At 68.9% G+C, this 20,497-nt stretch carries 17 protein-coding genes, 1 tRNA gene and 1 pseudogene; 16 read left to right on the forward strand and 3 right to left on the reverse strand.

Features of this window, described 5'->3' with window-relative positions:
• Window positions 1-4: 4 nt before the first annotated feature.
• A complete protein-coding gene (locus ASF39_RS21025) occupies window positions 5-319 on the forward strand; it encodes a hypothetical protein (RefSeq protein WP_156648359.1) in 315 nt (104 codons plus the stop codon).
• Window positions 316-801: a hypothetical protein gene (locus ASF39_RS21030; RefSeq protein ID WP_156648361.1), complete on the forward strand. Its 486-nt coding sequence runs from the start codon at window positions 316-318 to the stop codon at window positions 799-801. Before ASF39_RS21025 ends, ASF39_RS21030 begins: the two co-directional genes overlap by 4 nt.
• 379 nt (window positions 802-1,180) lie before the next feature.
• On the opposite strand, the gene ASF39_RS04305 is transcribed toward ASF39_RS21030, so the two are convergent.
• The gene (locus tag ASF39_RS04305) at window positions 1,181-1,438 is read right to left on the reverse strand and encodes a hypothetical protein (RefSeq protein ID WP_056281323.1); all 258 of its coding nucleotides are present in this window, start codon (window positions 1,436-1,438) and stop codon (window positions 1,181-1,183) included.
• Between the two features lie 180 nt (window positions 1,439-1,618).
• Here ASF39_RS04305 and ASF39_RS04310 point away from each other — a divergent pair, with 180 nt between their 5' ends.
• From ASF39_RS04310 to ASF39_RS04340, 10 genes are all read left to right on the forward strand, one after another.
• Window positions 1,619-1,999 (forward strand): hypothetical protein, encoded by a 381-nt coding sequence (locus ASF39_RS04310; RefSeq protein ID WP_056281325.1) that lies wholly within the window; start codon window positions 1,619-1,621, stop codon window positions 1,997-1,999.
• Between the two features lie 72 nt (window positions 2,000-2,071).
• Window positions 2,072-2,536, forward strand: a complete 465-nt coding sequence (locus ASF39_RS04315; protein ID WP_056281327.1) for a hypothetical protein — start codon at window positions 2,072-2,074, stop codon at window positions 2,534-2,536.
• 4 nt (window positions 2,537-2,540) lie between these two features.
• The gene (locus ASF39_RS21035; protein WP_156648363.1) at window positions 2,541-2,705 is read left to right on the forward strand and encodes a hypothetical protein; all 165 of its coding nucleotides are present in this window, start codon (window positions 2,541-2,543) and stop codon (window positions 2,703-2,705) included.
• On the forward strand, window positions 2,702-3,016 hold the full coding sequence (locus ASF39_RS21605; protein ID WP_056281329.1) for a hypothetical protein: 315 nt from the start codon (window positions 2,702-2,704) through the stop codon (window positions 3,014-3,016). Before ASF39_RS21035 ends, ASF39_RS21605 begins: the two co-directional genes overlap by 4 nt.
• A 738-nt stretch (window positions 3,017-3,754) precedes the next feature.
• Window positions 3,755-4,129, forward strand: coding sequence for an HNH endonuclease signature motif containing protein (locus tag ASF39_RS04325; RefSeq protein WP_056281331.1), 375 nt, complete (start codon window positions 3,755-3,757; stop codon window positions 4,127-4,129).
• A complete protein-coding gene (locus ASF39_RS04330; protein ID WP_210168652.1) occupies window positions 4,126-4,536 on the forward strand; it encodes a hypothetical protein in 411 nt (136 codons plus the stop codon). Before ASF39_RS04325 ends, ASF39_RS04330 begins: the two co-directional genes overlap by 4 nt.
• The gene (locus ASF39_RS21040; protein ID WP_156648366.1) at window positions 4,530-4,889 is read left to right on the forward strand and encodes a hypothetical protein; all 360 of its coding nucleotides are present in this window, start codon (window positions 4,530-4,532) and stop codon (window positions 4,887-4,889) included. Before ASF39_RS04330 ends, ASF39_RS21040 begins: the two co-directional genes overlap by 7 nt.
• A gap of 66 nt (window positions 4,890-4,955) precedes the next feature.
• A complete protein-coding gene (locus ASF39_RS04335) occupies window positions 4,956-5,897 on the forward strand; it encodes a hypothetical protein (RefSeq protein ID WP_056281336.1) in 942 nt (313 codons plus the stop codon).
• The gene (locus ASF39_RS20215) at window positions 5,894-6,229 is read left to right on the forward strand and encodes a helix-turn-helix domain-containing protein (RefSeq protein WP_162240574.1); all 336 of its coding nucleotides are present in this window, start codon (window positions 5,894-5,896) and stop codon (window positions 6,227-6,229) included. The genes ASF39_RS04335 and ASF39_RS20215 overlap by 4 nt, the downstream gene beginning before the upstream one ends.
• Window positions 6,226-7,080, forward strand: coding sequence for a site-specific integrase (locus tag ASF39_RS04340; RefSeq protein ID WP_082494352.1), 855 nt, complete (start codon window positions 6,226-6,228; stop codon window positions 7,078-7,080). Before ASF39_RS20215 ends, ASF39_RS04340 begins: the two co-directional genes overlap by 4 nt.
• 119 nt (window positions 7,081-7,199) lie before the next feature.
• On the opposite strand, the gene ASF39_RS04345 is transcribed toward ASF39_RS04340, so the two are convergent.
• A tRNA-Val gene (locus tag ASF39_RS04345) sits at window positions 7,200-7,274 on the reverse strand.
• A 288-nt stretch (window positions 7,275-7,562) separates the two neighbouring features.
• On the opposite strand from ASF39_RS04345, the gene ASF39_RS04350 reads away from it, so the two are divergent.
• The 4 genes from ASF39_RS04350 to ASF39_RS04365 all read left to right on the forward strand — a co-directional run bounded on the left by ASF39_RS04350 (window position 7,563) and on the right by ASF39_RS04365 (window position 20,171).
• Complete coding sequence (locus ASF39_RS04350) at window positions 7,563-8,612, forward strand: hypothetical protein (protein WP_055882705.1); 1,050 nt, start codon at window positions 7,563-7,565, stop codon at window positions 8,610-8,612.
• A gap of 77 nt (window positions 8,613-8,689) precedes the next feature.
• Window positions 8,690-10,798, forward strand: coding sequence for a glycosyltransferase family 2 protein (locus ASF39_RS04355; protein WP_082494357.1), 2,109 nt, complete (start codon window positions 8,690-8,692; stop codon window positions 10,796-10,798).
• 584 nt (window positions 10,799-11,382) lie between these two features.
• Entirely contained in the window at window positions 11,383-18,795 is a 7,413-nt protein-coding gene (locus ASF39_RS04360) for a type I polyketide synthase (protein WP_156648368.1), read from the forward strand.
• Window positions 18,792-20,171, forward strand: coding sequence for an aminotransferase class I/II-fold pyridoxal phosphate-dependent enzyme (locus tag ASF39_RS04365; RefSeq protein ID WP_055882698.1), 1,380 nt, complete (start codon window positions 18,792-18,794; stop codon window positions 20,169-20,171). The genes ASF39_RS04360 and ASF39_RS04365 overlap by 4 nt, the downstream gene beginning before the upstream one ends.
• 127 nt (window positions 20,172-20,298) lie before the next feature.
• On the opposite strand, the pseudogene ASF39_RS04370 reads toward ASF39_RS04365, so the two are convergent.
• Window positions 20,299-20,497 (reverse strand): annotated as a pseudogene (locus tag ASF39_RS04370) (sugar transporter); the annotation flags it as partial.

Here is a 20,497-nt window from a genome sequence, read left to right on the forward strand (position 1 = left end):
AATCATGTCCGAAGATATGGATCAACTAACTGAAGACGAGATAGAAGCATGGCGTGCGCTTGTCTTGAAAAATGATCCAGTCACGCTTAATGCTCGTGATATTGATAAGATTATAGCTACAAACTATCTGATTATGTCATCAATTTTTACTACACAAGAATTAATCTCGGCAATTATTGTAAAAATCAATGAAACCGGGGAGGTTAGGGGTGATGATATTAAGGAAAAAATCGTAAAATCTGGAAATGAATCAAAAAAGGTTTTGGCTTATTGCAACCATATCATGCAAAACTTTCTACAGAAAGGTCATCTTTCTTGAGCGATTTTACTGCGGCTCAACTTTCTGCAAAGCTGCGCTTGGTGCCCTTGAAGCCCGAGGCGTTGAATACGTCCAATTCTGATGATAGAATCAATAAAATGGCATCTGACCGTGAGTACGTCGATCTGAAATTAGAGGCGGCGGAAGCTCGCGGAGAAGCTCGCTTTGTCGAAATCAATGCCAAGCTAGACCGTCTTCTGGAATCAAGCGAACATTCGAGGGTAGAAATTGCTACTGCTCGCTCTGAGGTAAGACAGGACTACCGATCAACACGAAACACGGTAGTAGTGACTACTATTGCTACTGGGTTGGCTATTTCAGCATTAATACTTGCTATTATGACATATGGCGATGCAATATTTAGTCGCGGTATGTCGGTCCGTGATGTTGTTGCTGCCGCGGCCAAAGAGCAGGCAGAAAAGTCGCAACCACCCGTGTCGCTTCCGCCAGGCGTCAAGCCTGCGCAGCCGCTTGCAAGGTGAGTCAAAAGGGTAGCGCATCCGCCGACCCTGGCGGGACTATTACGTAGACGGCCAAGGTAATGGGTTAGCCTCCTCACCGAAGTCTCAGTGCGAGCCTGAGCTAAAACGGGATCGAGGTGGTATCCATTGAGAGGGCGACAATCCTCGCGTCAGCCCCGCCGCACCCGGTGCACTTAAATGGCGCGTCCTTCAGCATGCTGCCTATGTCTGGGATCGTCAGGGGCGTCTCCTCAAGACACGAGGCGAAGGCTTCGTTGGCGAACTCCCACGGCCTCGACCATAGGGTTCGCACGCCCTCCTCTCCGCATGCCTTGCAGCGCCGTGTGGCGATAATGTTGTGGCCGCAGGGGTTGTCCCAGATAACAGGCATGGGGATCTCCTAAAACGGCAGCGCGTCTGTGACGCCGGGCGGCACGATGCCGAAAACCTCGAGCGTGACCGCCTCCCCCTCGTCGAACTCGCCAGCGCCCCGGCGGTAGAACGCCGCCGATCCGGCCGCGTGGCCGCCGGCTACCTTTGCCGAAGCTGCGCGCCTCGCCTCGTCAGCGTCCTTGCACGCCAGGAACCGACCTGCCGTGAGCTTGCCCTCACGGTCGTGCAGGAACGTCTGGACGCCGTAGAGATCCTTGCCTGCCATCGGTTCGCTTCCTCTGCCTCTGGGCCTATGGAAGCGCCCAAATGAGAACGAAGCAAGAACATAATCCGGGCCTGTGGACGGCTGTGGATGAAGAAACTCGAAATCGCCCCAAAATGGGGTTGACGATCCTCCCCATAATGGGGAACATTGCTTCATCGCCGTACGCGATGGAGCCACCCGATGCCCACCCCTTTCAACCGCTTTGGCGACATCCCCCGCCGCCGCCAAGTCGGCTACTTGACCGCCGAGCGCGAGGCGCGCCGCAATGCTGCTAACGCCAAGCGCCGCGCCGAGGCTGAGGCCTCATCCGTTACCGCTGTCCGGTCTCTCATGGCCGTCCGCTTCTGGGCCGCCCCGCGCATCGGCGAGCGCCGCCGTGGTGACCGGTACTGCGACGGCACCACCGAGATTGGTTGCGTGGTCATTCGCGACTGCAGGGTGATTGCCCAGGTCGGCGGTGTCGACCTCCCCGACGTCTTCGAGCTCAGCCTTGCTGGCCGTGCCGCCGCGAAGCTCGCCGTCGAGCGTGCCGTGGCCGCCCGCGATCAGATCGCCGCCTGACGCCCGCGCCCTCCACGCCGGAGCCTCGGCGTGCCGCCTGCCCCATCCCCCGCCCATCCCTGTGAGGTCGTCATGAGCGCCCCGTTCAGCATGCCCGAGACATTCGAGCCCACCGCGACCGCCGATGACGTGATGGATCAGGCCCGCTTGGCCTGCGACCGGATCATGGCGATGGCCGGGATGGTGGTGCGCCTCTCCTACGAGGGGGTCACCACCGGGGATTTGGCGAAGGAGGGGCGCCGCTTCGCCGACGGCCGCCGCAACGCCATGGAGCTTGCGCTCGACGACCTGCGCAGCGTGTTCGTCCAGGCGCTGTCAGGGGCTCTGCCGCCCGACCACGGCTACGCCAACTCCACGCATCTCGCCGAGGCCGTCACAGCCCGGCTGAGCATGAACGACGAGGCGGTTCGGATCGCTGCCACCCGCGCGCCTGCCCGGCCCTGCGAGATCTGCGCGGCCGACGAAAGCGGGATGCGCGCCGCCCACGCTCGCGGCGCCGCCATGGTCGCCGCCCTCCCCGCACTCGCGCTGGCCTGACGCCATGGCCCGCACCTTCTCCATCTCCGAGGCCGTCGAAAAGCCGGCCGTGAACGATAATGGCCCGGCCGTCTTTGCCGTCACCGAGTGGACGCTGATCGGTTTCTGGTCCGGCGCGAGCGTGGCGATCGTGGGCATGGCTCTCTGGCTCGGGATCACTTGGCCATGAGTGCCGCGAAAGCCAAGCGGTCAGCACCGCAGGCGCCCGCGCTTCGGGTCGAGTTCGGTCGTCGCGACGAGGACGGCCGTACCTGGATCACCTTCTCCGGCGTGCCGCCCGAGCCCGTCACCCTGATCTGGCCCGGCCCTCTGCGGCAGGCTGGCGACATCGCACAGATCATCAACGCCGGACCCAGCGCGGTTGCCGCCATGCTCGCCGCCGTCGCCGATTGCCGCGATCCGGATACCGATTGCGCCCTGTCTCCGGCGACAGGCGGGAAGCTCGAGGAAGCCCTGGCGGGCTTTGGCGTGCGGTCGTGAAGGTGAGGGATCTTCCTTGCTCTGCCAAGGGCTGCGAACAAAACGCGCTGCTGCGGAGTGGCGGTGGCCCGGCCTGCAATCGGCACTACCAGCTTTGGATTCGGCATGGAAACTTTGATGGCCTCCCGAAGACGTCACGGGCGACCAGTTTTGAGTGCAGCCACTGCAAGGGGCGGTTTGAGCGCGCCTACGGCCTTGCCAAAAGCCGGCGCGCGAGACCTCAGTACTGCTCGCGGAACTGCGAGCTGTCTGCAAAGCGGGCGCGCGCGTTGGCGGCAGCATCCGAGAGCTTTTGGAGCCGAGTCGACAAGAGGGCCGATGATACCTGCTGGCCGTGGTCTGGGCAGATCAACGAGTCGGGGTATGGCGTCTGCAATCTTGTTGGTCACGCCACCACGCTGGCGCACAGGATTGCCTTCACTTTTTCGTCCGGTCGCGACCCTGGCGACCTGAACGTCTGCCATTCCTGTGACAACCCTCCGTGTTGCAATCCGAACCACCTTTGGCTCGGCACGCGCGCCGAGAATATCGCGGACATGGATCGAAAGGGCCGGCGCCGAGCGGCGATCCGGCGCGGAGTAAAGTCGAGTGCGTGCCGCCTCGGTGAAGCTCAGGTCATGGAGCTTCTGACTTCACCTGAGACCAACCGGCAGGCCGCCGCCCGGCTAGGTGTCACTCCGTCTGCAATCTTCAACATCCGAACTGGGCGGACATGGTCTCATCTGACGGGGCTGCGTCATGCGTAAGCGCCGCTCCGACAAGGTCCGCCTCCGCATCCTGAAGGCGCACAACCACACCTGCCACGTCTGCGGCGGCAAGATCGACCCCGGCGAGGGCTGGGACCTGGACCACATCATCCCGCTCGCCCTCTTCGGCGAGGACGAGGAGAGCAACCTCGCGCCAGCGCACCGCAAGGGCTGCCACAGCGCCAAGACGGCCACTCAGGACGCGCCAGCCATCGCCAGGGCCGTTCGTCGGGAGACCCGGCATTTCGGGGCCCATGCGCCAAAGCGAGAGATCCAGTCCGCCGGCTTTGCGCCGAGACCTCCGCAGAACCGCGCCACCAAGCCGCTCACCAAGATCGCCGTCGACAACCGGAGGCCCACGCCATGACGCGTCGCCTCCCCGCCCCGAACGCCATGAGGAACCCTGCCATGCTCACGCCCTTGGCCTCGCCTCCTAAGGTCATCGCGGTCGACACCGGTGGCCTCGCCGCAGCCGCCGCCAACCCGGCCGCGATCATTTTCGACCGGGAGGCGCGCTGCCTGCGCCGTGGCAATCTTCGGGTCAGCCTCCGGAGCGGCCGGGTCTACGGCCTGACAGGCCACATCCTCGGCGCGCTGCCGAAGACCGAGACATTGCGAGCCGAGGCAGCGCGGGTGGCCGATATTGGCACGTCCCACGACCTGTCGCTCTACCTGCGCCAGGTGAGGCGCAACCTGCATCCGTTCGGGCTCGGGATAGCGACGACGTGGGGTGGCCGCATCGTTCTGACGGCAGCGGAGGCCTCGCCATGCTGAGCCTCGCAGACCTCGCCTCGCAATACGACCTCGCCGCCCTTGGTGCCGCCCTCGAGGCTTCCGCCATCCATCAGGACCGCTGCCGGCGCCTAGCCGAAAGCATCGGCGTTCCGGACGACTGCCCCGAGACGCGCCGGGCTGTCGACGCCGTGGATGCTCACGCCGCTGCGACCGCCGAAGCTCATCGGCTCGTGTCGCATCTGCGCCGATTCCTGGCCGACGAGGGCCACCGCAGGGCTTCGCCTGCGCCGCGTCAGACCGCGCCTCGATCCGGGGCCCTGGCGGCTGCCATCGCACGGGTCAGGCGCATGGGGGCCCACCAGGGTCAGGCCGTGTCCGGGAGGCCGGCATGATCGCGCCTGCCCGCCGCAAGTCCACCACCCCCCTAACCCTGGACGGGGCTGTGGAGGGGGTGACCCATGGGTGAGATGTCCAGCCTCCGCGTCATCGCAAAGGTATCCGGCGGCACGGGCTCGTGGTCCGGCGCCGACGCCTACCAGCGCCGCACGGGTCAGCGCATCGAGGCTTTGTTCACAGACGTCCTTATGGAGGACCAAGACGCATATCGGTTTCTGATCGCTGGCGTGGCGACCTTGCACGGCGTCACGCTTCCTAAGGGCGCGCTGCCGGAGATCGCCGACTTTCCCGCGTGGGAGGACCGTGGAGCCTACAAGGCGTTCGTTCTGGATCTTGCCGACCGGACTCGCCGCGTCCTACCGGGGTTGCATTGGATTTCGGACGGCCGCGACCCTTGGGATGTGTTCGAAGCCGAGCGGTTCCTCGGCAACTCGTCGGCCGACCCGTGCAGCAAGATCCTCAAGCGGCACCTTTCGGACCGCTGGCTGAAGCAGCATTGCGACCCGGCTGACACCTTGGTCGTGGTCGGCATCGACCATGAGGAGATCGAGCGGTTCGAGGGCGCCCCGGCGCGTGGGACCAAGCCCGCAACCAAAGGCCTGCGCCGTCGAATGGCCGAGGCCGGCTGGACCTTCGTCGCCCCGCTTTGCGAGCCGCCTTACTCGTCGTGGCTTGGCCGCCGCAATCGCATCTTCATGGCGGGTCTCTGGCTCCCGCGCCTAAACGCCTTGGGCTTCAGTCACAACAACTGCGGCGGCGCCTGCTGCAAGGCGGGTCAGGGCATGTGGAAGCTGATGCTTCAGGTGTTCCCAGAGCGGTACGCCTACGCCGAGCAGCGTGAGGCCAAGATCCGATCCGTCCTCGGCGACGTGTCGATGCTCACCGATCGCCGTGGCGGCGGCAAGAAACCGCTCACGCTCGAAACCCTCCGAACCCGCGATCTCACCCGCGCCGAGGCTTCGGAAATGGGCGGCTGCGGATGCTTCTTTGGAGATGCAGCATGACCCCACCCCTGACCGCCGCCGTCCTCACCCCCGCCCTCGTCGCGGCCCGCTGGGGCTGCTCCGAGCGCCACGTCCGCAACATGGCGAAGCGTGGCGATCTTGGGCACTTTCGCCTCGGCGGCAAGCTGCTGCGCATCCCGCTTTCGGCCGTGGAGGAGATCGAGTGCCAGACCCTTATGAAATCGGGAAGCTCAACGGAGAGTGCGTCCTCTCGTTCTGGCGAGACGGCAAACGGAAACGTTACCGCCTTGGCACCTCTGACCCGAGCGAAGCTCGACGGCTTGCGCCTGCGGTCTATGCCGAACGGACTAAGCCGGAAGGCCGAACCGTGAAGGAGCTATGGGACGCCTACCTCGTGGATATGAGCGGCCGGGCCGTGGCCGCGATCATGCCCTACGAGTGGAAGGCGTTGGAAGCCCGCTTCGGCGCGCTGAACGGCGAGGCCATCACCATCGCCGATTGCCGGGCGCATACGGCCGAGCGCCGCGCTGCCGGGCGGAAGGACAACACGATCCTGACCGAGTTGGGCCGGCTGCGCATGGTCCTCGTGTGGGCCAAGAAGCACCGCCTTATCAGCGAGGCGCCAGCGATTGAGCGGCCCGCCGCGACCACCCGGAAAGAACGGCACCTTACCGCATTTCAGGTCCGCGCCTTGGCCGACGCCTGCAAGGCGCCGCACCTCGCACTGTTCGTCCATCTCGCCTACGGGACCGCCGGGCGCGCGGCTGCAATTCTCGGTCTGACGTGGGATCGGTGCGACTTTGAGCGCAACAAGATCGACCTCGAAGACCCTGAGATCACCGTGCCGCACAAGGGCCGGGCGGTGGTGCCGATGACCCGCACCATCAAGACGCGCCTTCTGGCGGCCCGTGCCGGCGCAATGAGCGACTACGTGATCGAGTGGGCCGGCGAGCCGGTGAAGTCGGTCAAGCGCGGGCTGGCCACCGCCGCCGAAGCTGCCGGCCTTCCGCACGTCCACCCCCATCTGCTGCGCCATTCAGCGGCGGTGCGTCAGGCCGAGCAAGGCGTGCCCATGGAGGAGATCGCTTCGCATCTCGGGCATTCCAACCCGAAGATCACCCGCGCCATCTATGCGCGGTTCAGCCCCGAGGCCCTGAGCCGCAGCGCGGCTGCTCTCGAACTGGATGACGGCCCGGAGGAGGTGTTGCTTCGGTCGGCCTGAACCTGCCGACGACCCGGTATCGAACCCGTTCAGGTTCGGCGCGACCGGTGGGAACGTCTAGAAAACCGTGTTATCCTCAACCCGCCTTGGAGATTATCCAATGACATCAGCGAGTTATTTGGTGGGCGCGACAGGGATCGAACCTGTGACCCCTACCATGTCAAGGTAGTGCTCTCCCGCTGAGCTACGCGCCCGCACCGGAGCGATCCGCCCCGGCGAGGTGCGGCCTATAGCTTCTGCCCGATGGCGTTGCAAGCTCAAGCTGGCCGGGGACGGCAAGATAATCGGCGGCGGTCGTCCGAGCGAAGGCCGGCCGCCTCCCCTGGCGGGTGCCTCGCTGCATCCTGCGCGAAAGTGCGCTATGGGCTCGCGGGAGCGGCACGAGCCCCTGCGCACGATCCCCTGCGCACGACGGGGGATCGATGGCCGGGCGTGATGCGATGCCCACGAGGCGGGTGATGCGATGGGTCAGCGGCTGAGGAATGCGGTTCTACGTCGATCATGATCTCGGCCATGCCGTCCGCGGCTGGGTCGTTCCCGACAACCCGACCGCGATCGGTCGCATCGCCGTCGTCATCGAGGGCGAGCGCGTGGCGGAGATCCCGACCCGGGTGACGGACGACGCCATCCGGGCGGCCGGCTGGCATGCCACCGGGCAGTGCGTCTTCGTCGTGGAGGAGGCCGAGTTCCCCGGCCTGGCGCAGGCGCGGCGCGTCGAGATCTACGACGTCGAGACCAACGTCCTCGTCTATCGCCGGGCGCCCCACCCGAACGTCGTCCGCAAGAAGGTCGTCCTCGTCAACACGAGCATCCACCCCGAGACGGTGATCGAGACGGCGCTGTTCGACCACTTCCAGCAGAGCTACTTCGGCGTCGGCCGGTTTTCGGAGGAGGTGGCCCGGGTCCTGTTCGAGAGCCCCTGGATGACCTCCTCGTTCCAGTCGGGCGCGATCATCCTGCCGCGCTACGAGGGCTTCCTGCAGGGCGACGACACGCTGACGACCCTCCTCGTCCACGATCCCTTCATCGAGATGGCCACCCGCCTCCTCTGGCTGCAGGACCGCGCCGTCGTCGCCGCCGACCCGAGGCAGCGCTGGCGCCTGGGCAGCGTCGCCGAGGCGGCCGAATACGTGGCGGGGCACGCCCTCGACGACGCCAAGAGCCTCAAGCGGCTGTTCAGGATGCTGCCCGAGCCGGCCTACCACTTGCTCTTCAACCCCCTCACCCGGCTGTGCGGGACCAAACTGCCCGACGACCGCGTCCATCCGGGCAATTCCATCGTCGCCATCGAGGTTCTGTCCCGCGTCGGCATCGTCGGGCACCGCCGCTTCTTCAAGGCGTTCATGACCACCCTCTACGACCGCCTCGGCATCCTGGAGCCCGTGCCGACGCCGGCACCGATCCCCGATGCGGCGCGCGCCCTCGCCGAGCGCCTGCGGGCGGTCAAGCTCGCCGAAGACATGCTGGTCTTCGACATCGCCATGTCGGACGCGGTCCTCAACGCCGTCTCCAAGGGCTGGACCGACTCGTGACGAACGGTCCGGTCGTGGTCCGGTCGCCGCCCTCGGTGCGGTTGTCCCGCGGCGTCGGGCGGCGCGAAGCCCTGTCCATGAGCCGCGACGGGCAGACCTTCTGGCTCGACCTCGCCGGTCGCCGCCTCGCCGGGACCTGGGTGACGATCCGCCTGCGCGACGCCGGCAGCGGCGGCGTCGGGCGCTTCCTGCTCGATGCCGTCTCTTCGGGGCCCGACGGCAGCGTCGTCCAGAACCTGCCCGAGACGGCCCAGGGCAACGACAGCTTCGGCTGGACCGGCTGCCTGCCCGGCGCCCTGCTCGGCCTGCGCCTGACGCCGCTCTCGCGCGACCAGTCGGTCTCGGTCTCCGACCTGTCGATCCGCCGTCGCCGGCGCCCCTCGCTCCTGCTCCAGGCCTTCCTGCGCCAGCCCACCCTGACGTCGAAGGCGCTCTACTGGCGCTGCCTCGGTCTCAAGGTGCGGGCCCGCGGCTTCCTCGCCCGCGCCCTCGGCCACCGCGGCGAGACCGCCTATCGCGAATGGATCCGCCGCTTCGACACGCTCCACGAGGCCGACCGGCGGCGGCTGCGCCGGGAGATCGCGGAGTGGCGGGATCCGCCGCTCCTGTCCGTGGTCATGCCGGTCTACGATCCGGCACCCCGCGTCCTGGCCGCGGCCCTGCGCTCGGTGCGCCGGCAGATCTATCCGCACTGGCAGCTCTGTCTCGTCGACGACGCCTCCACCGACCCGGCGATCCCGCGCCTGATCGCCCGCCACGCCGCGCGCGACCCCCGCATCCGGGTCCTTCGGCGCGACGAGAACGGCCACATCGCGCGGGCGACCAACGACGCCATCGCCATGGCCGAGGGCAGCCACGTCGCCTTCCTCGACCACGACGACGTCCTGGCCGAGACCGCCCTCTATCAGGTCGCCGCGGCCCTGCGGGCCGATCCGGCCCTCGACCTCGTCTACAGCGACGAGGACAAGATCGACGGACGCGGCCGCCGGTTCGAGCCGCATTTCAAGTCGGACTACAACCGCGAACTGCTCTACGGGCAGAACTACATCAACCACCTCACCGTGGTGCGCCGCGAGACGCTGCTGGCGGTGGGCGGACTTCGGCCGGGCTTCGAAGGGAGTCAGGATCACGACCTGCTGCTGCGGCTGTCGGCCGGGCTCGACCCCGCCCGGGTGCGGCACATCCCCAAGGTCCTCTACCACTGGCGGGCGGCGGGCGGCTCGGGCACCTTTTCGGACAGGGCCCTGGCCCGGGCCGAGGCCGCACGCCTGCGGGCGCTGGCGGAGGTGGTGGAGCCCTCGGGCGGGCGGGCCGAGCGCGGCCCCTACGGCTTCAACCGGCTCGTCCGGCCGGTGCCGCAGCCGAGCCCCCTCGTCTCGGTGATCGTGCCGACGCGGGACCGCGCGGAACTGCTCGCGGTCGCCCTCGACGGCCTGCTCGAGCGCACAGCCTACGGCCCGCTCGAGGTGGTGGTCGTCGACAACGACAGCCGCGAACCGGCGACCCGCGACCTGTTCGCGCGCTACGCGAACGAGCCGCGGGTGCGGATCGTGCGCGTGCCGGGGGGCTTCAACTTCTCGGATCTCTCCAACCGCGGCGCGGCCGCGGCGCGGGGCAGCGTGCTGCTGTTCCTCAACAACGACATCGAGGTCGTCGAGGAGGGCTGGCTGCGCGAACTCGTCTCCATCGCTGTCGATCCCGAGGTCGGGGCGGTCGGCGCCAAGCTCCTCTATCCGGACGGCACCCTGCAGCACGGCGGCATCGTGCTCGGCATCGGCGGGGTCGCCGGCCACAGCCACCTCGGGCTCGATGGCGACGACCCCGGCTACTTCGCGCGCATGACCCTGTCGCAGGAGGTGTCCGGCGTCACCGGGGCCTGCCTCGCCATGCGGGCCGGCGTGTTCGCGCAGGTGGGGGGGTTCGACGCCGAGCATCTCGCCGTCGCCTTCAACGACGTCGACCTGTGCCTGCGGGTCAGGCAGGCGGGCTACCGCATCGTGTGGACCCCGCACGCCCGGCTCATGCACCACGAGTCGAAGAGCCGCGGACCCGAGGACACGCCCGAGAAACGGGCGCGGTTCGAGGCCGAGATCCGCGTGATGCACGACCGCTGGGAGCCTCAGTTACGGTCGGACCCGTTCTATAATCCCAATCTGTCGCGGGTCTCGGCGCATTTTCGCCTCTGAACGGCCCCTCGGAGCGGCGGCGTTGCGTCGCAACACGCTCGCTCCGGCATCCGCGGGCGCACCGGGCATCGCGATCTCGCCAGGCTCGGACCGATCGTTCGTCCTGCATCGACACTACAGCGGCGGCTTCGGGCAGAGTTGCGCGATATCCCCGCCCTGTTCGGGATGCCGCCGTCCGGCCAGTGCCAGGGCCGCCGTGTCATCGCGCCAATGAGGCCGCCGCAGCCATGTCCTCGTCGATGCCTCGACTGCGGCTCGACGGCTGACATCGCCCATCCGCCTGTGGACGACGGCGGCGCGACGGTCGCGGAACCCGACCGGGTCGGAGGATTATGGCCGTTGTTAGGTTTCGGTGAGGTCGAAACCTGAAATTACAGTGAAGATCGGCGCTGTCGATCCTGCAATCCCCCGGGGGTACCATTGATGAATACGTGCCACAGGTCTTTCGTTTCATCCACCGAATGGGCTTGGCTATTCGGACCCGGGTTGGACAGCGTCGTGAGTGCATACTAAGGGTGACGGTGATCGCCACCTTGGGGGGCGGTCGGCTTTGTTCCCCGTTCAAGAGCGTGTGCGAACCGAACGTGACACAACGTACAGACATAGCGATCATCGGCCGGTCGTGCCGCCTGCCCGGTGCGCCGAGCGTGGACGGCCTCTGGCAGCTCCTCTCCGAAGCCCGCTGCGCCGTCAGCCGCATTCCGGACGATCGCTGGGTCCTCGACCGCTTCGGGCACCCCCGTGCCCAGGAGCGCGGCAAGAGCTATACCTGGGCCGCGGGCGTTCTCGACGACATCTGGTCGTTCGATCCGGCGGTGTTCGGCATCTCGCCGCGCGAGGCCGAGCAGATGGACCCGCAGCAGCGGCTCCTGCTCGAACTCACCTGGGAAGCCCTCGAGGATGCGGGCCTGCGCCCCTCGGGCGTGGCCGGCAGCGGGATCGGCGTCTTCGTCGGTGCCTCCTCCCTCGACTACGGCAACCTGCGCGTCCTCGATACCGCGTCGGGCGACGCCTATGCCGCCACCGGCAACACGCTCTCGATCCTGTCGAACCGCATCTCCTACATCTACGACCTCAAGGGCCCGAGCTTCACGGTCGATACCGCCTGCTCGTCCTCCCTCGTGGCGCTCGATGCCGCCGTGGCGGCCATCGCCAGCGGGCGGATCGACACGGCGGTCGTGGCCGGCGTCAACCTGCTCGCGAGCCCGTTCAACTTCATCTGCTTCTCCAACGCCCAGATGCTCTCGCGCCGCGGGCTGTGCAGCGCGTTCTCGGCCCAGGCCGACGGCTACGTCCGGTCCGAGGGCGGCGTCGTCCTCGTGCTGCGCTCGGCCAAGGCGGCCGCCCGCGACGGTAACACCGTGCGCGGCGTCATCGCGGCCAGCGGCGTCAATTCCGACGGGCGCACCACGGGCATCTCCCTGCCCTCCGGCTACGCCCAGGGCGAGCTGCTGGAGGCGGTCTACCGCGACGCGGAGATCGACCTCGACCGGCTCGTCTTCGTCGAGGCCCACGGCACCGGGACCCAGGTCGGCGATCCGATCGAGGCCGGCGCCATCGGCGGCCGGCTCGGCCGCCCGCGCCAGGCGCCGCTGCCGATCGGCTCGATCAAGAGCAACATCGGCCACACCGAGCCGGTCTCCGGCCTCGCCGGCCTGCTCAAGGCCAGCCTCGCCCTCGAGCACGACCTGCTGCCGGCTTCGCTCCACGCCGATGCCCTCAACCCCGACATCGCCTTCGACGACCTCAACCTGACGGTGGCGACCAAGCCCCTGGCCCTGCCGCGCAACGGCGCCGAGCGGTTCGCGGGCGTCAACTCCTTCGGCTTCGGCGGCACCAACGCCCACGTGATCCTCACCGACGCCGCCCCGGTGGCGGCGACGGCGGGCGAGACGCGGGCCCCGGAGATCCTGCTGCTGTCGGCCCAGAGCCGGGCCGCCCTCAACGAACTCGCCCTCGATTACGCCGAGCGCCTCGATGGGGCCGAGCCGGCCGAGATCGACCGGGTCGCGGCCGGCGCCGCCCATCGCCGCGAGCGCCTGTCCGCCCGTGTCGCCGTGCCGCTGCGGGCCGACGTGGTCGGCGCCCTGCGCGGCATCGCCGAGGGCGAGGAGCACGAGGCGGCCGTGGTCGGCACCGCCGTGGACCGCTCGGCCGAGGTCGCCTTCGTCTATTCCGGCAACGGCAGCCAGTGGGCCGGGATGGGCCGCGAGGCCTATGCCGAGAACCCGGTCTTCCGCACCGCCTTCGATCGCATCGACGTGCTCTTCGTCGCGTTCTCGGGCTGGTCGCTCAAGGAGGCCTTGTTCGCCGAGGACCTGGAAGAGCGCCTCGTCCAGACCCGCGTCTCCCAGCCCCTGATCTTCGCGATCTCCAGCGCCTCCACCACCGCCCTGCGGGCCTCGGGCCTGAATCCGAGCTACGTGCTCGGCCACAGCGTCGGCGAGATCGCCGCCGCCGAGGCCGCCGGGATCCTGAGTCTCGAACAGGCCGTGCGGGTCATCTTCTACCGCAGCCTGCACCAGGAGACGACGCGGGGGCTCGGCACCATGGCGGTGCTGCTGGCGCCGGTGGAGGAGATCGAGGTCTTCCTCAAGGACTACCCGACCCTCGACATCGCCGCCTACAACAGCCCCAAGGCCGTCACCGTCGCCGGCCCGGTGGCCGCCATCGACGCGGCCATGAAGGCGCTGGCGCGCAAGCGCCGCCGCGGGCGCAAGCTCGACCTCGAATATCCCTTCCACGGCCGGTTGATGAACCCGACCGAGAAGCCGCTGCTGCGCGATCTGGCCGGCCTCAAGACCCGCGCTGGCACCACCGCCATGGTCTCGACGGTCACCGGCACGATCCTGGCCGGCAACCAGTTCGGCGCCGGCTACTGGTGGCGCAACATCCGCGAGCCGGTCCGCTTCTGCGAGGCGGTGCAGGAGGCGACCCGCCGGGGTGCGCGCATCTTCGTGGAAGTCGGCCCGCGCGCCGCGCTGCTCTCGCACATCGGCGACGCCGTCGAGCCGCTCGGCATCGAGATCGCCACCGTCGGCGTCATGAACCGCAAGCCGGCCGGCGGCGATCCGATCGCCCGCGCCATGGCGCTGGCCCTCGTCCAGGGAGCCGCCGTCGACGAGGCGTCGGTGTTCGGCGAGAACCCGGCCGGCGACGTCGCGCTGCCGCTCTACCCCTGGCAGCGCCGCAGCTTCCGGCTCGCCGAGACCACCGAGGGCGTCGGCGGCCTCACCGCGCGCCAGTTCCATCCCCTGGCCGGCTCGCGGGTCGCCCCCGACGGCCTCGACTGGCACGGCCACGTCGACGTCGCCACCGTGCCCGAACTCGACGACCACCGCATCGAGGGGCAGGCCATCCTGCCCGGCGCCGCCTTCGTCGAGATGGCGCTCAGCGTCGCCCGCGAGGCGACCCGCAGCGACGCCGTGGTGCTGGCCGAGCTCGAGATCCAGTCGCCGATGGTGTTCGGCGAGGACTCCCTGCGCGAGGTCACGGTCCGCCTCTCGGGCAGCGGCAACCAGATCCAGATCCTCAGCCGTCCGCGCCTGACCGCCTCCCCGTGGCAGCTTCATGCCTCGGCCAAGATCGTCGACGGCGCCTATGCGGTGCCGAAGCGGGTCGACATCCATGTCCCGGCCGACCATGCGGTGTCGGGCGCCGAGCTCTACCGCCGGGCGGCGGCGTCCGGCCTCGGCTTCGGCCCGAGCTTCCGGCAGGTCGCCCTGAGTGCGCGCATCGACGAGACCACCATCGTCTCGGAGCTGGTGCCGGCCGAGGCCGACCCGCGCTTCGCGCTGGTGCCCTCCCGGCTCGACGCCTGTTTCCACGGGTTGATCCTGCTGTTCGCCGATCTCCTCGGCGAGGATTCCAACAAGGCCTACGTGCCGGTGCGGTTCGGCGAGATCCGGCTCGTGAAGCCCGGCGCGGTGATCGCCCGTGCGATGATCAACACCCGGCGCTGCAACGAGCGCAGCATCCTGGCCGACTTTACCCTGGTCGACGCCGAGGGCGAGGTCGTCGCCACCATCCGCGAAGGCCGGTTCCAGGCCCTGCGGGCCAAGGGCGGCAACGATCTGGCCGCCTTCGCGATCGCCCAGCGCCCCGAACTCGCCACCGAGCCGACGGCCATCGCCGCCTCGCGCCTGCCCGGCATCGCCGAGATCCTGCGGCCGCAGGCCAAGGCCGCCCGTGCCGCCGCCGAATCGCCCTTGGCGCCCGGCCACCTTCTCCTCGAAGGCTGGGCCACCTCCCTCGCCTATCGTCTCGCCGAAGGCCTGCAGCGCGCGGGCGCCGTGGCGGTGGACGAGCGCGTACCCGAGGCCATGCGCCCGTGGGTCCACAACGCGCTGTTCGCCCTGGAGAGCAGCGATCTGGCCACCCTCGACAACGGGCGCTGGACCCTGCGCAAGGACGTGTCGCTGCCCGCGCCCGACGAGATCATGCGCTGGATCGCGTCCGATCATCCCGAGCTTTCGGCCGAACTGGTCCTGGTCGCGGACATCGGCGCCGTGGTCGGCCGGCTCCTGGCCAACGAACTCGATACCGTTCCGACCCTGTCGCAGAACGCCCTCGATGCGTTCGTCCTGCGCAGCGCCACCGCCCGCGCCTCGGCGAACGTGATCGCCGGCATCGTCACCGCCTGCCGCGACCACCTGCCGCGCGACCGTGCCCTGCGCCTCCTCCAGGTCGGGTTCGGGCCGCTCTCGGCACAGGTCGCCGCCTTCGCCGACGGGATCGAGGCGCAGCTCACCGTGTTCGAGGCCGACCGGCGCCTCGCCGAGCGTGCCCGCCTCGCCCTGCCGCGCGGTGTCACCGTCGTCGAGGATCCCGCCGAGCTCGCCATGGCCGGCTTCGACCTGATGCTGGCGAGCGACGTCCTCCACCGGGGCGACCGCGGCCTCCTCAACCGGCTCGCCGAGACGCTGGCCACCGGCGGCGTGCTCCTGGCCGCCGAGCCGGCCGCCTCGCTGTTCCGCGACCTCGTCTTCGGCCTGACGCCGGGCTGGTTCCAGTCCGACACCGACATGCCGGTGGGACGCCTCGACGACATCACCGGCTGGCAGCGCTCCTTGAGCGACACCGGGCTGGTGCGCGTGGCCGTCGACCGGGCGGTCTCGGCCAACGGCGACGACCTCCTGCTCCTGGCCGAGGCGCCGCCCCGGCAACGCCCGGCCGCGGGCCAGAGCTTCGCCTTCGTCATCGGCTCGCACGACGCCTTCGCGGCCGAGACCGCTTCCTCCCTGGCGACCCTGCTCGTCGCCAGCGGCGTCCACGTCTCGATCATCCTCGATTCCGAGCAGTCGCTGCTCGAACTCGAGCGCGAGACCCCCGATACCGTGGTGTTCCTCGCCGGGGCCTTCGGGCGCGAGGGCGAGGCCTCCGACCGCCTGCGCGACCGCTGTCTCAGCCTCAAGCGCTGCGTCGAGCATCTCGGCTCGCGCCAGACCCGCCTGTGGGTGATCTGCCCCGGCGCCACCCGCGACGGGACGGTCGAGGGCAGCGCCGTCGAGACCGGCGTCTGGGCCTTCACCCGCACGCTGGCCAACGAGGTCGCCAATCTCGACGTGCGCCGGGTCGACCTCTCCGCGGAGAGTTCCTCGAAGCGCTCGGCAGAGCGCCTGCGCGACCTCATCCTGTCGGGCACCCCCGAGACCGAGATCGTCCTCGACGACGACCGCACCCGCGTCATCCGCTTCACCCCCGGACAGGCCGCGCGGCGGCCCGGCGCCGACGCGGTGCCCGCCCCGGCCGCGCGGCTGGAGCGCAGCAATACCGGCGGCCTCAACGAGATGGCCTGGGGGCCGGCCGAGCGCCGCGCCCCCGGCCTCGGCGAGGTCGAGATTGCGGTGGAGGCCACCGGCCTCAACTTCCGCGACGTGCTCTGGGCGCTCTCGATGCTGCCCGAGGAGATCCTGGAGGACGGGTTCGCCGGTCCGCGCCTGGGCCTCGAGGTCGCCGGCCGGGTCGTCTCGATCGGTCCGGGCGTCAAGGCGTTCAAGCCCGGCGACCCTGTGGTCGCCTTCGCGCAATCGGGGTTCTCGACCCATATCGTCGCCCCCGAACTCGTGGTGGCCCCGAGCCCGCCCGGCCTCGACGCGCAGGCCGCCGCCACCGTGCCGGTGGCCTTCCTCACGGCCTATTACAGCCTCGTCACCTGCGCCCGCCTGCGGCGGGGCGAGTGGGTCCTGGTCCACGGGGGCGCCGGCGGCGTCGGTCTCGCCGCGCTGCAGATCGCCAAGCTGAAGGGCGCGCGCGTCATCGCCACCGCCGGCTCGCGGGAGAAGCGCGCCCTGGTCAAGGCGCTGGGCGCCGAGCACGTGCTCGATTCGCGTTCGCTCGCCTTCGTCGACGAGGTCCGCCGCATCACCGGCGACGGCGTCGGCGTGGTCCTCAACAGCCTGTTCGGCGAGGCGATGGAGCGCAGCCTCAACGTCCTCAAGCCGTTCGGCCGCTTCATCGAACTGGGCAAGCGCGACTACGTCGCCAACACCCACATCGGCCTGCGCCCGTTCCGCCGGAACCTCTCCTACTTCGGCGTCGATCTCGACCAGGTGCTCCAGCACCAGGGCGAGGACGGAGCCCGCCTCTTCCGCGAGGTGATGGCGCTGTTCAAGGAAGGCGGCCTCAAGCCCCTGCCCTACCAGCCCTTCACGGCCGACGAGGTCTCGGATGCCTTCCGCCTGATGCAGCAGTCGGGACACGTGGGGAAGATCGTCATCGCGCCGCCCAAGGCCGGCAGCGTGATGGTGGCGCGCACGACACCGTTCACGGTCTCGGCCGAGGGCGTGCACCTCCTCACCGGCGGTCTGGGCGGCTTCGGCATCGAAGCGGCGCATTGGCTCGCCGACCGCGGCGCCCGCCGCCTCCTCCTGGTCGGCCGCAACGGCGCGGCGAGCGACGAGGCCAAGGCCGCCGTGGCCGCACTGCAGGCCAAGGGCGTCACCGTCGAGGCGCGCGCCTGCGACATCACCGATCGTGCCGCCGTGGAGGACCTGGTGGCCGGCATCGAGGCGGACGGCGGCCGGCTCGCCGGCGTCATCCACGGCGCCATGGTGCTGCAGGACGGCCTGATCGCCAACATCGATGCCGCCGCCCTCGACGCGGTCCTGCGTCCGAAGGTGGTGGGTGCCGAGCATCTCGACGCGGTGACCCGCGGGCGCGACCTCGACTACTTCGTGCTGTTCTCGTCGGCCACGACCTTCATCGGCAACCCGGGACAGGGCGCCTATGTCGCCGCCAACGGCTTCCTCGAAGGCCTCGCGCGCCAGCGCCGCCGCCTCGGCCTGCCGGCCCTGGCCGTCGCCTGGGGCGCCATCGGCGACGTCGGCGTGCTCGCCCGCAACCGCGCCGTGATGGAGACCCTGGCCGGTCGTGTCGGCGTCACGCCGATGGACGCCCGCCGCTGCCTCGACCTGATGGCCGAGGCGCTGGAGAACCAGGGCCGCGAGTCCGACGACGCGGTGATCGCCATCGCCTCGATGCACTGGGGCAAGGCCCGCGAGCGCCTGGCGACCATGCGCTCGCCGAGCTACGCCGAACTCGGCTCCGACCAGCAGATGGACGCTGGCACCGTCACCGCGATCCACATCGGCGCCCTGCTCAAGACGCAGGATCTCGACACGGTGCGCAAGACGGTGGCCGACGCCATCGTCGAGGACATCGCCCGCATCCTGCGCCTGCCCAAGGACGACATCAGCCGGGTGCGCCAGCTCTCCGAAATCGGCCTCGACTCCCTGATGGGCGTCGAACTCGGGGCGAGCCTGCAGGAACGGTTCGCCCTCGAGGCGCCGCCCTCCGGCATCTCGTCGGGCCTCACGGTCACGGAGCTGACCGAGACGCTGATCCAATCGGTCTCCGCCCCGGTGGACGATGCGGCAGCCGCCGTCATGAGCCTCGCCCAGCGCCATGCCAGCGAAGGGGTCGACGTGCGCAGCCTCCAGCCCTTCCATGCGCTGGTGGAAGAGAACAGCCTCGACATCAAGGAGATCCTGATATGACCGACACGGCGAGACCGGACGGCGGTCGTGCGGCTCTGGCGGGCTTCGTGACCAATCGGCTCGGGCGCACCGCCAACGCGGTCCGCCCGGCGGCCAAGGCCAACGAGGCCGGCTCCGGCGATGCGGCGGTCCAGCGCTTCGAATCGCTGCCGGGCTACCGCGAGCTCAAGCTCCAGCGCTCGGCCGCCAACCTCATCGGACTCGGCAACCCGTTCTTCCGGGTCCACGACACCCGTGCCGGCGCGACCACGCGCATCGACGGGCGGACCTTCATCAACTTCTCGTCCTACGACTACCTCGGCCTCAACGGGCACCCCGACATCAACGAGGCCGCCCGCAAGGCGCTCGACGAGTTCGGCACCTCGTCCTCGGCGAGCCGGATCGTGGCCGGCGAGCGCCCCGGGCACCTCTCCCTGGAGCGGGCCCTGGCCGAGCATTACGAGACCGACGCCTGCGTCGTGATGGTGAGCGGGCATGCCACCAACGTCACGACCATCGGCGCCCTGATGGAGCCGGGCGACGTCATCTTCCACGATGCGCTCATCCACAACAGCGTCGTCACCGGGGCCAAGCTCTCGGGCGCGCAGCGCCGCTCCTTCGCGCACAACGACCTCGATTCCCTCGAGACCCTGCTCGGCGCCACCCGGCACGAGCACCGCCGCGCCCTGATCGTGGTGGAGGGCCTCTACAGCATGGACGGCGACGCGCCGGACCTGGCAGCCCTCGTCGCCCTCAAGGAGCGCTTCAACGCCTGGCTGATGGTCGACGACGCCCACGGCCTCGGCGTGCTCGGGCGGACCGGCATCGGGCTGGCCGAGCATTGCGGCGTCGATTCGCGCTCCGTCGACATCTGGATGGGCACGCTCTCGAAGACGCTCTCGGCCTGCGGCGGCTACGTCGCCGGCCCGGCCGCCCTGATCGAGTACCTGAAGTGCACGGCCGGCGGCTTCATCTACAGCGTCGGCATGTCACCGCCGCTCGCCGCCGCCGCGGAAGCCGCCCTGGGCCTGATGCATGCCGAGCCCGAGCGGGTGGAGCGGCTGCGCCAGAACGGCCAGCTCTTCCTCGCCTGCGCCAAGAAGCACGGCCTCGATACCGGCACGAGCCTCGGGCTCGCGGTGATCCCGGTGATCGTCGGCGATTCCCTGAAGTCCGTCACCCTGTCGGACCGCCTGTTCAAGCGCGGCATCAACGTGCAGCCGATCATCCATCCGGCGGTGCCGGAGCGGGCCTCGCGGCTGCGGTTCTTCATGACCTCCGACCACACGCCCGAACAGATCCGCGAGACGGTGACGGCGGTGGCCGAGGAACTCGCCGACATGGAGAAGGGCGGATCGCTGATCGAACGCCTGATGGCCAAGCGCGGCGGCGCCTGAGCGAAGCCCATGTCCGCATCACGAAGTGATCAACCGGGAACGGTATGACGCACAGGCCCGACGCCTGGCCTCGTCGATCAAAGGCTCCCGGTCTCCGGGAGCCTTTTTCGTTGGGGCCCCGACTTTCTCAGCGCACGCCCGAATAGACCGCCGCGCCGGCCGTCAGCGGGCTCGCGACGGTGGAGAACACGGAGAGGACCTTCTGGACCTCGGAGAAGGGTGCGTTGGAGACGTAGATGAGGTCGCGGTTTCTCATGCGGAAGGCCTGGGTGAGGAACAGGCTGTTGGGGTCGCGCATGTTGATGCGGTAGACGACGGGCACGAGG

This window comes from Methylobacterium sp. Leaf108, from assembly GCF_001423265.1.
Classification (GTDB): Bacteria; Pseudomonadota; Alphaproteobacteria; order Rhizobiales; family Beijerinckiaceae; genus Methylobacterium.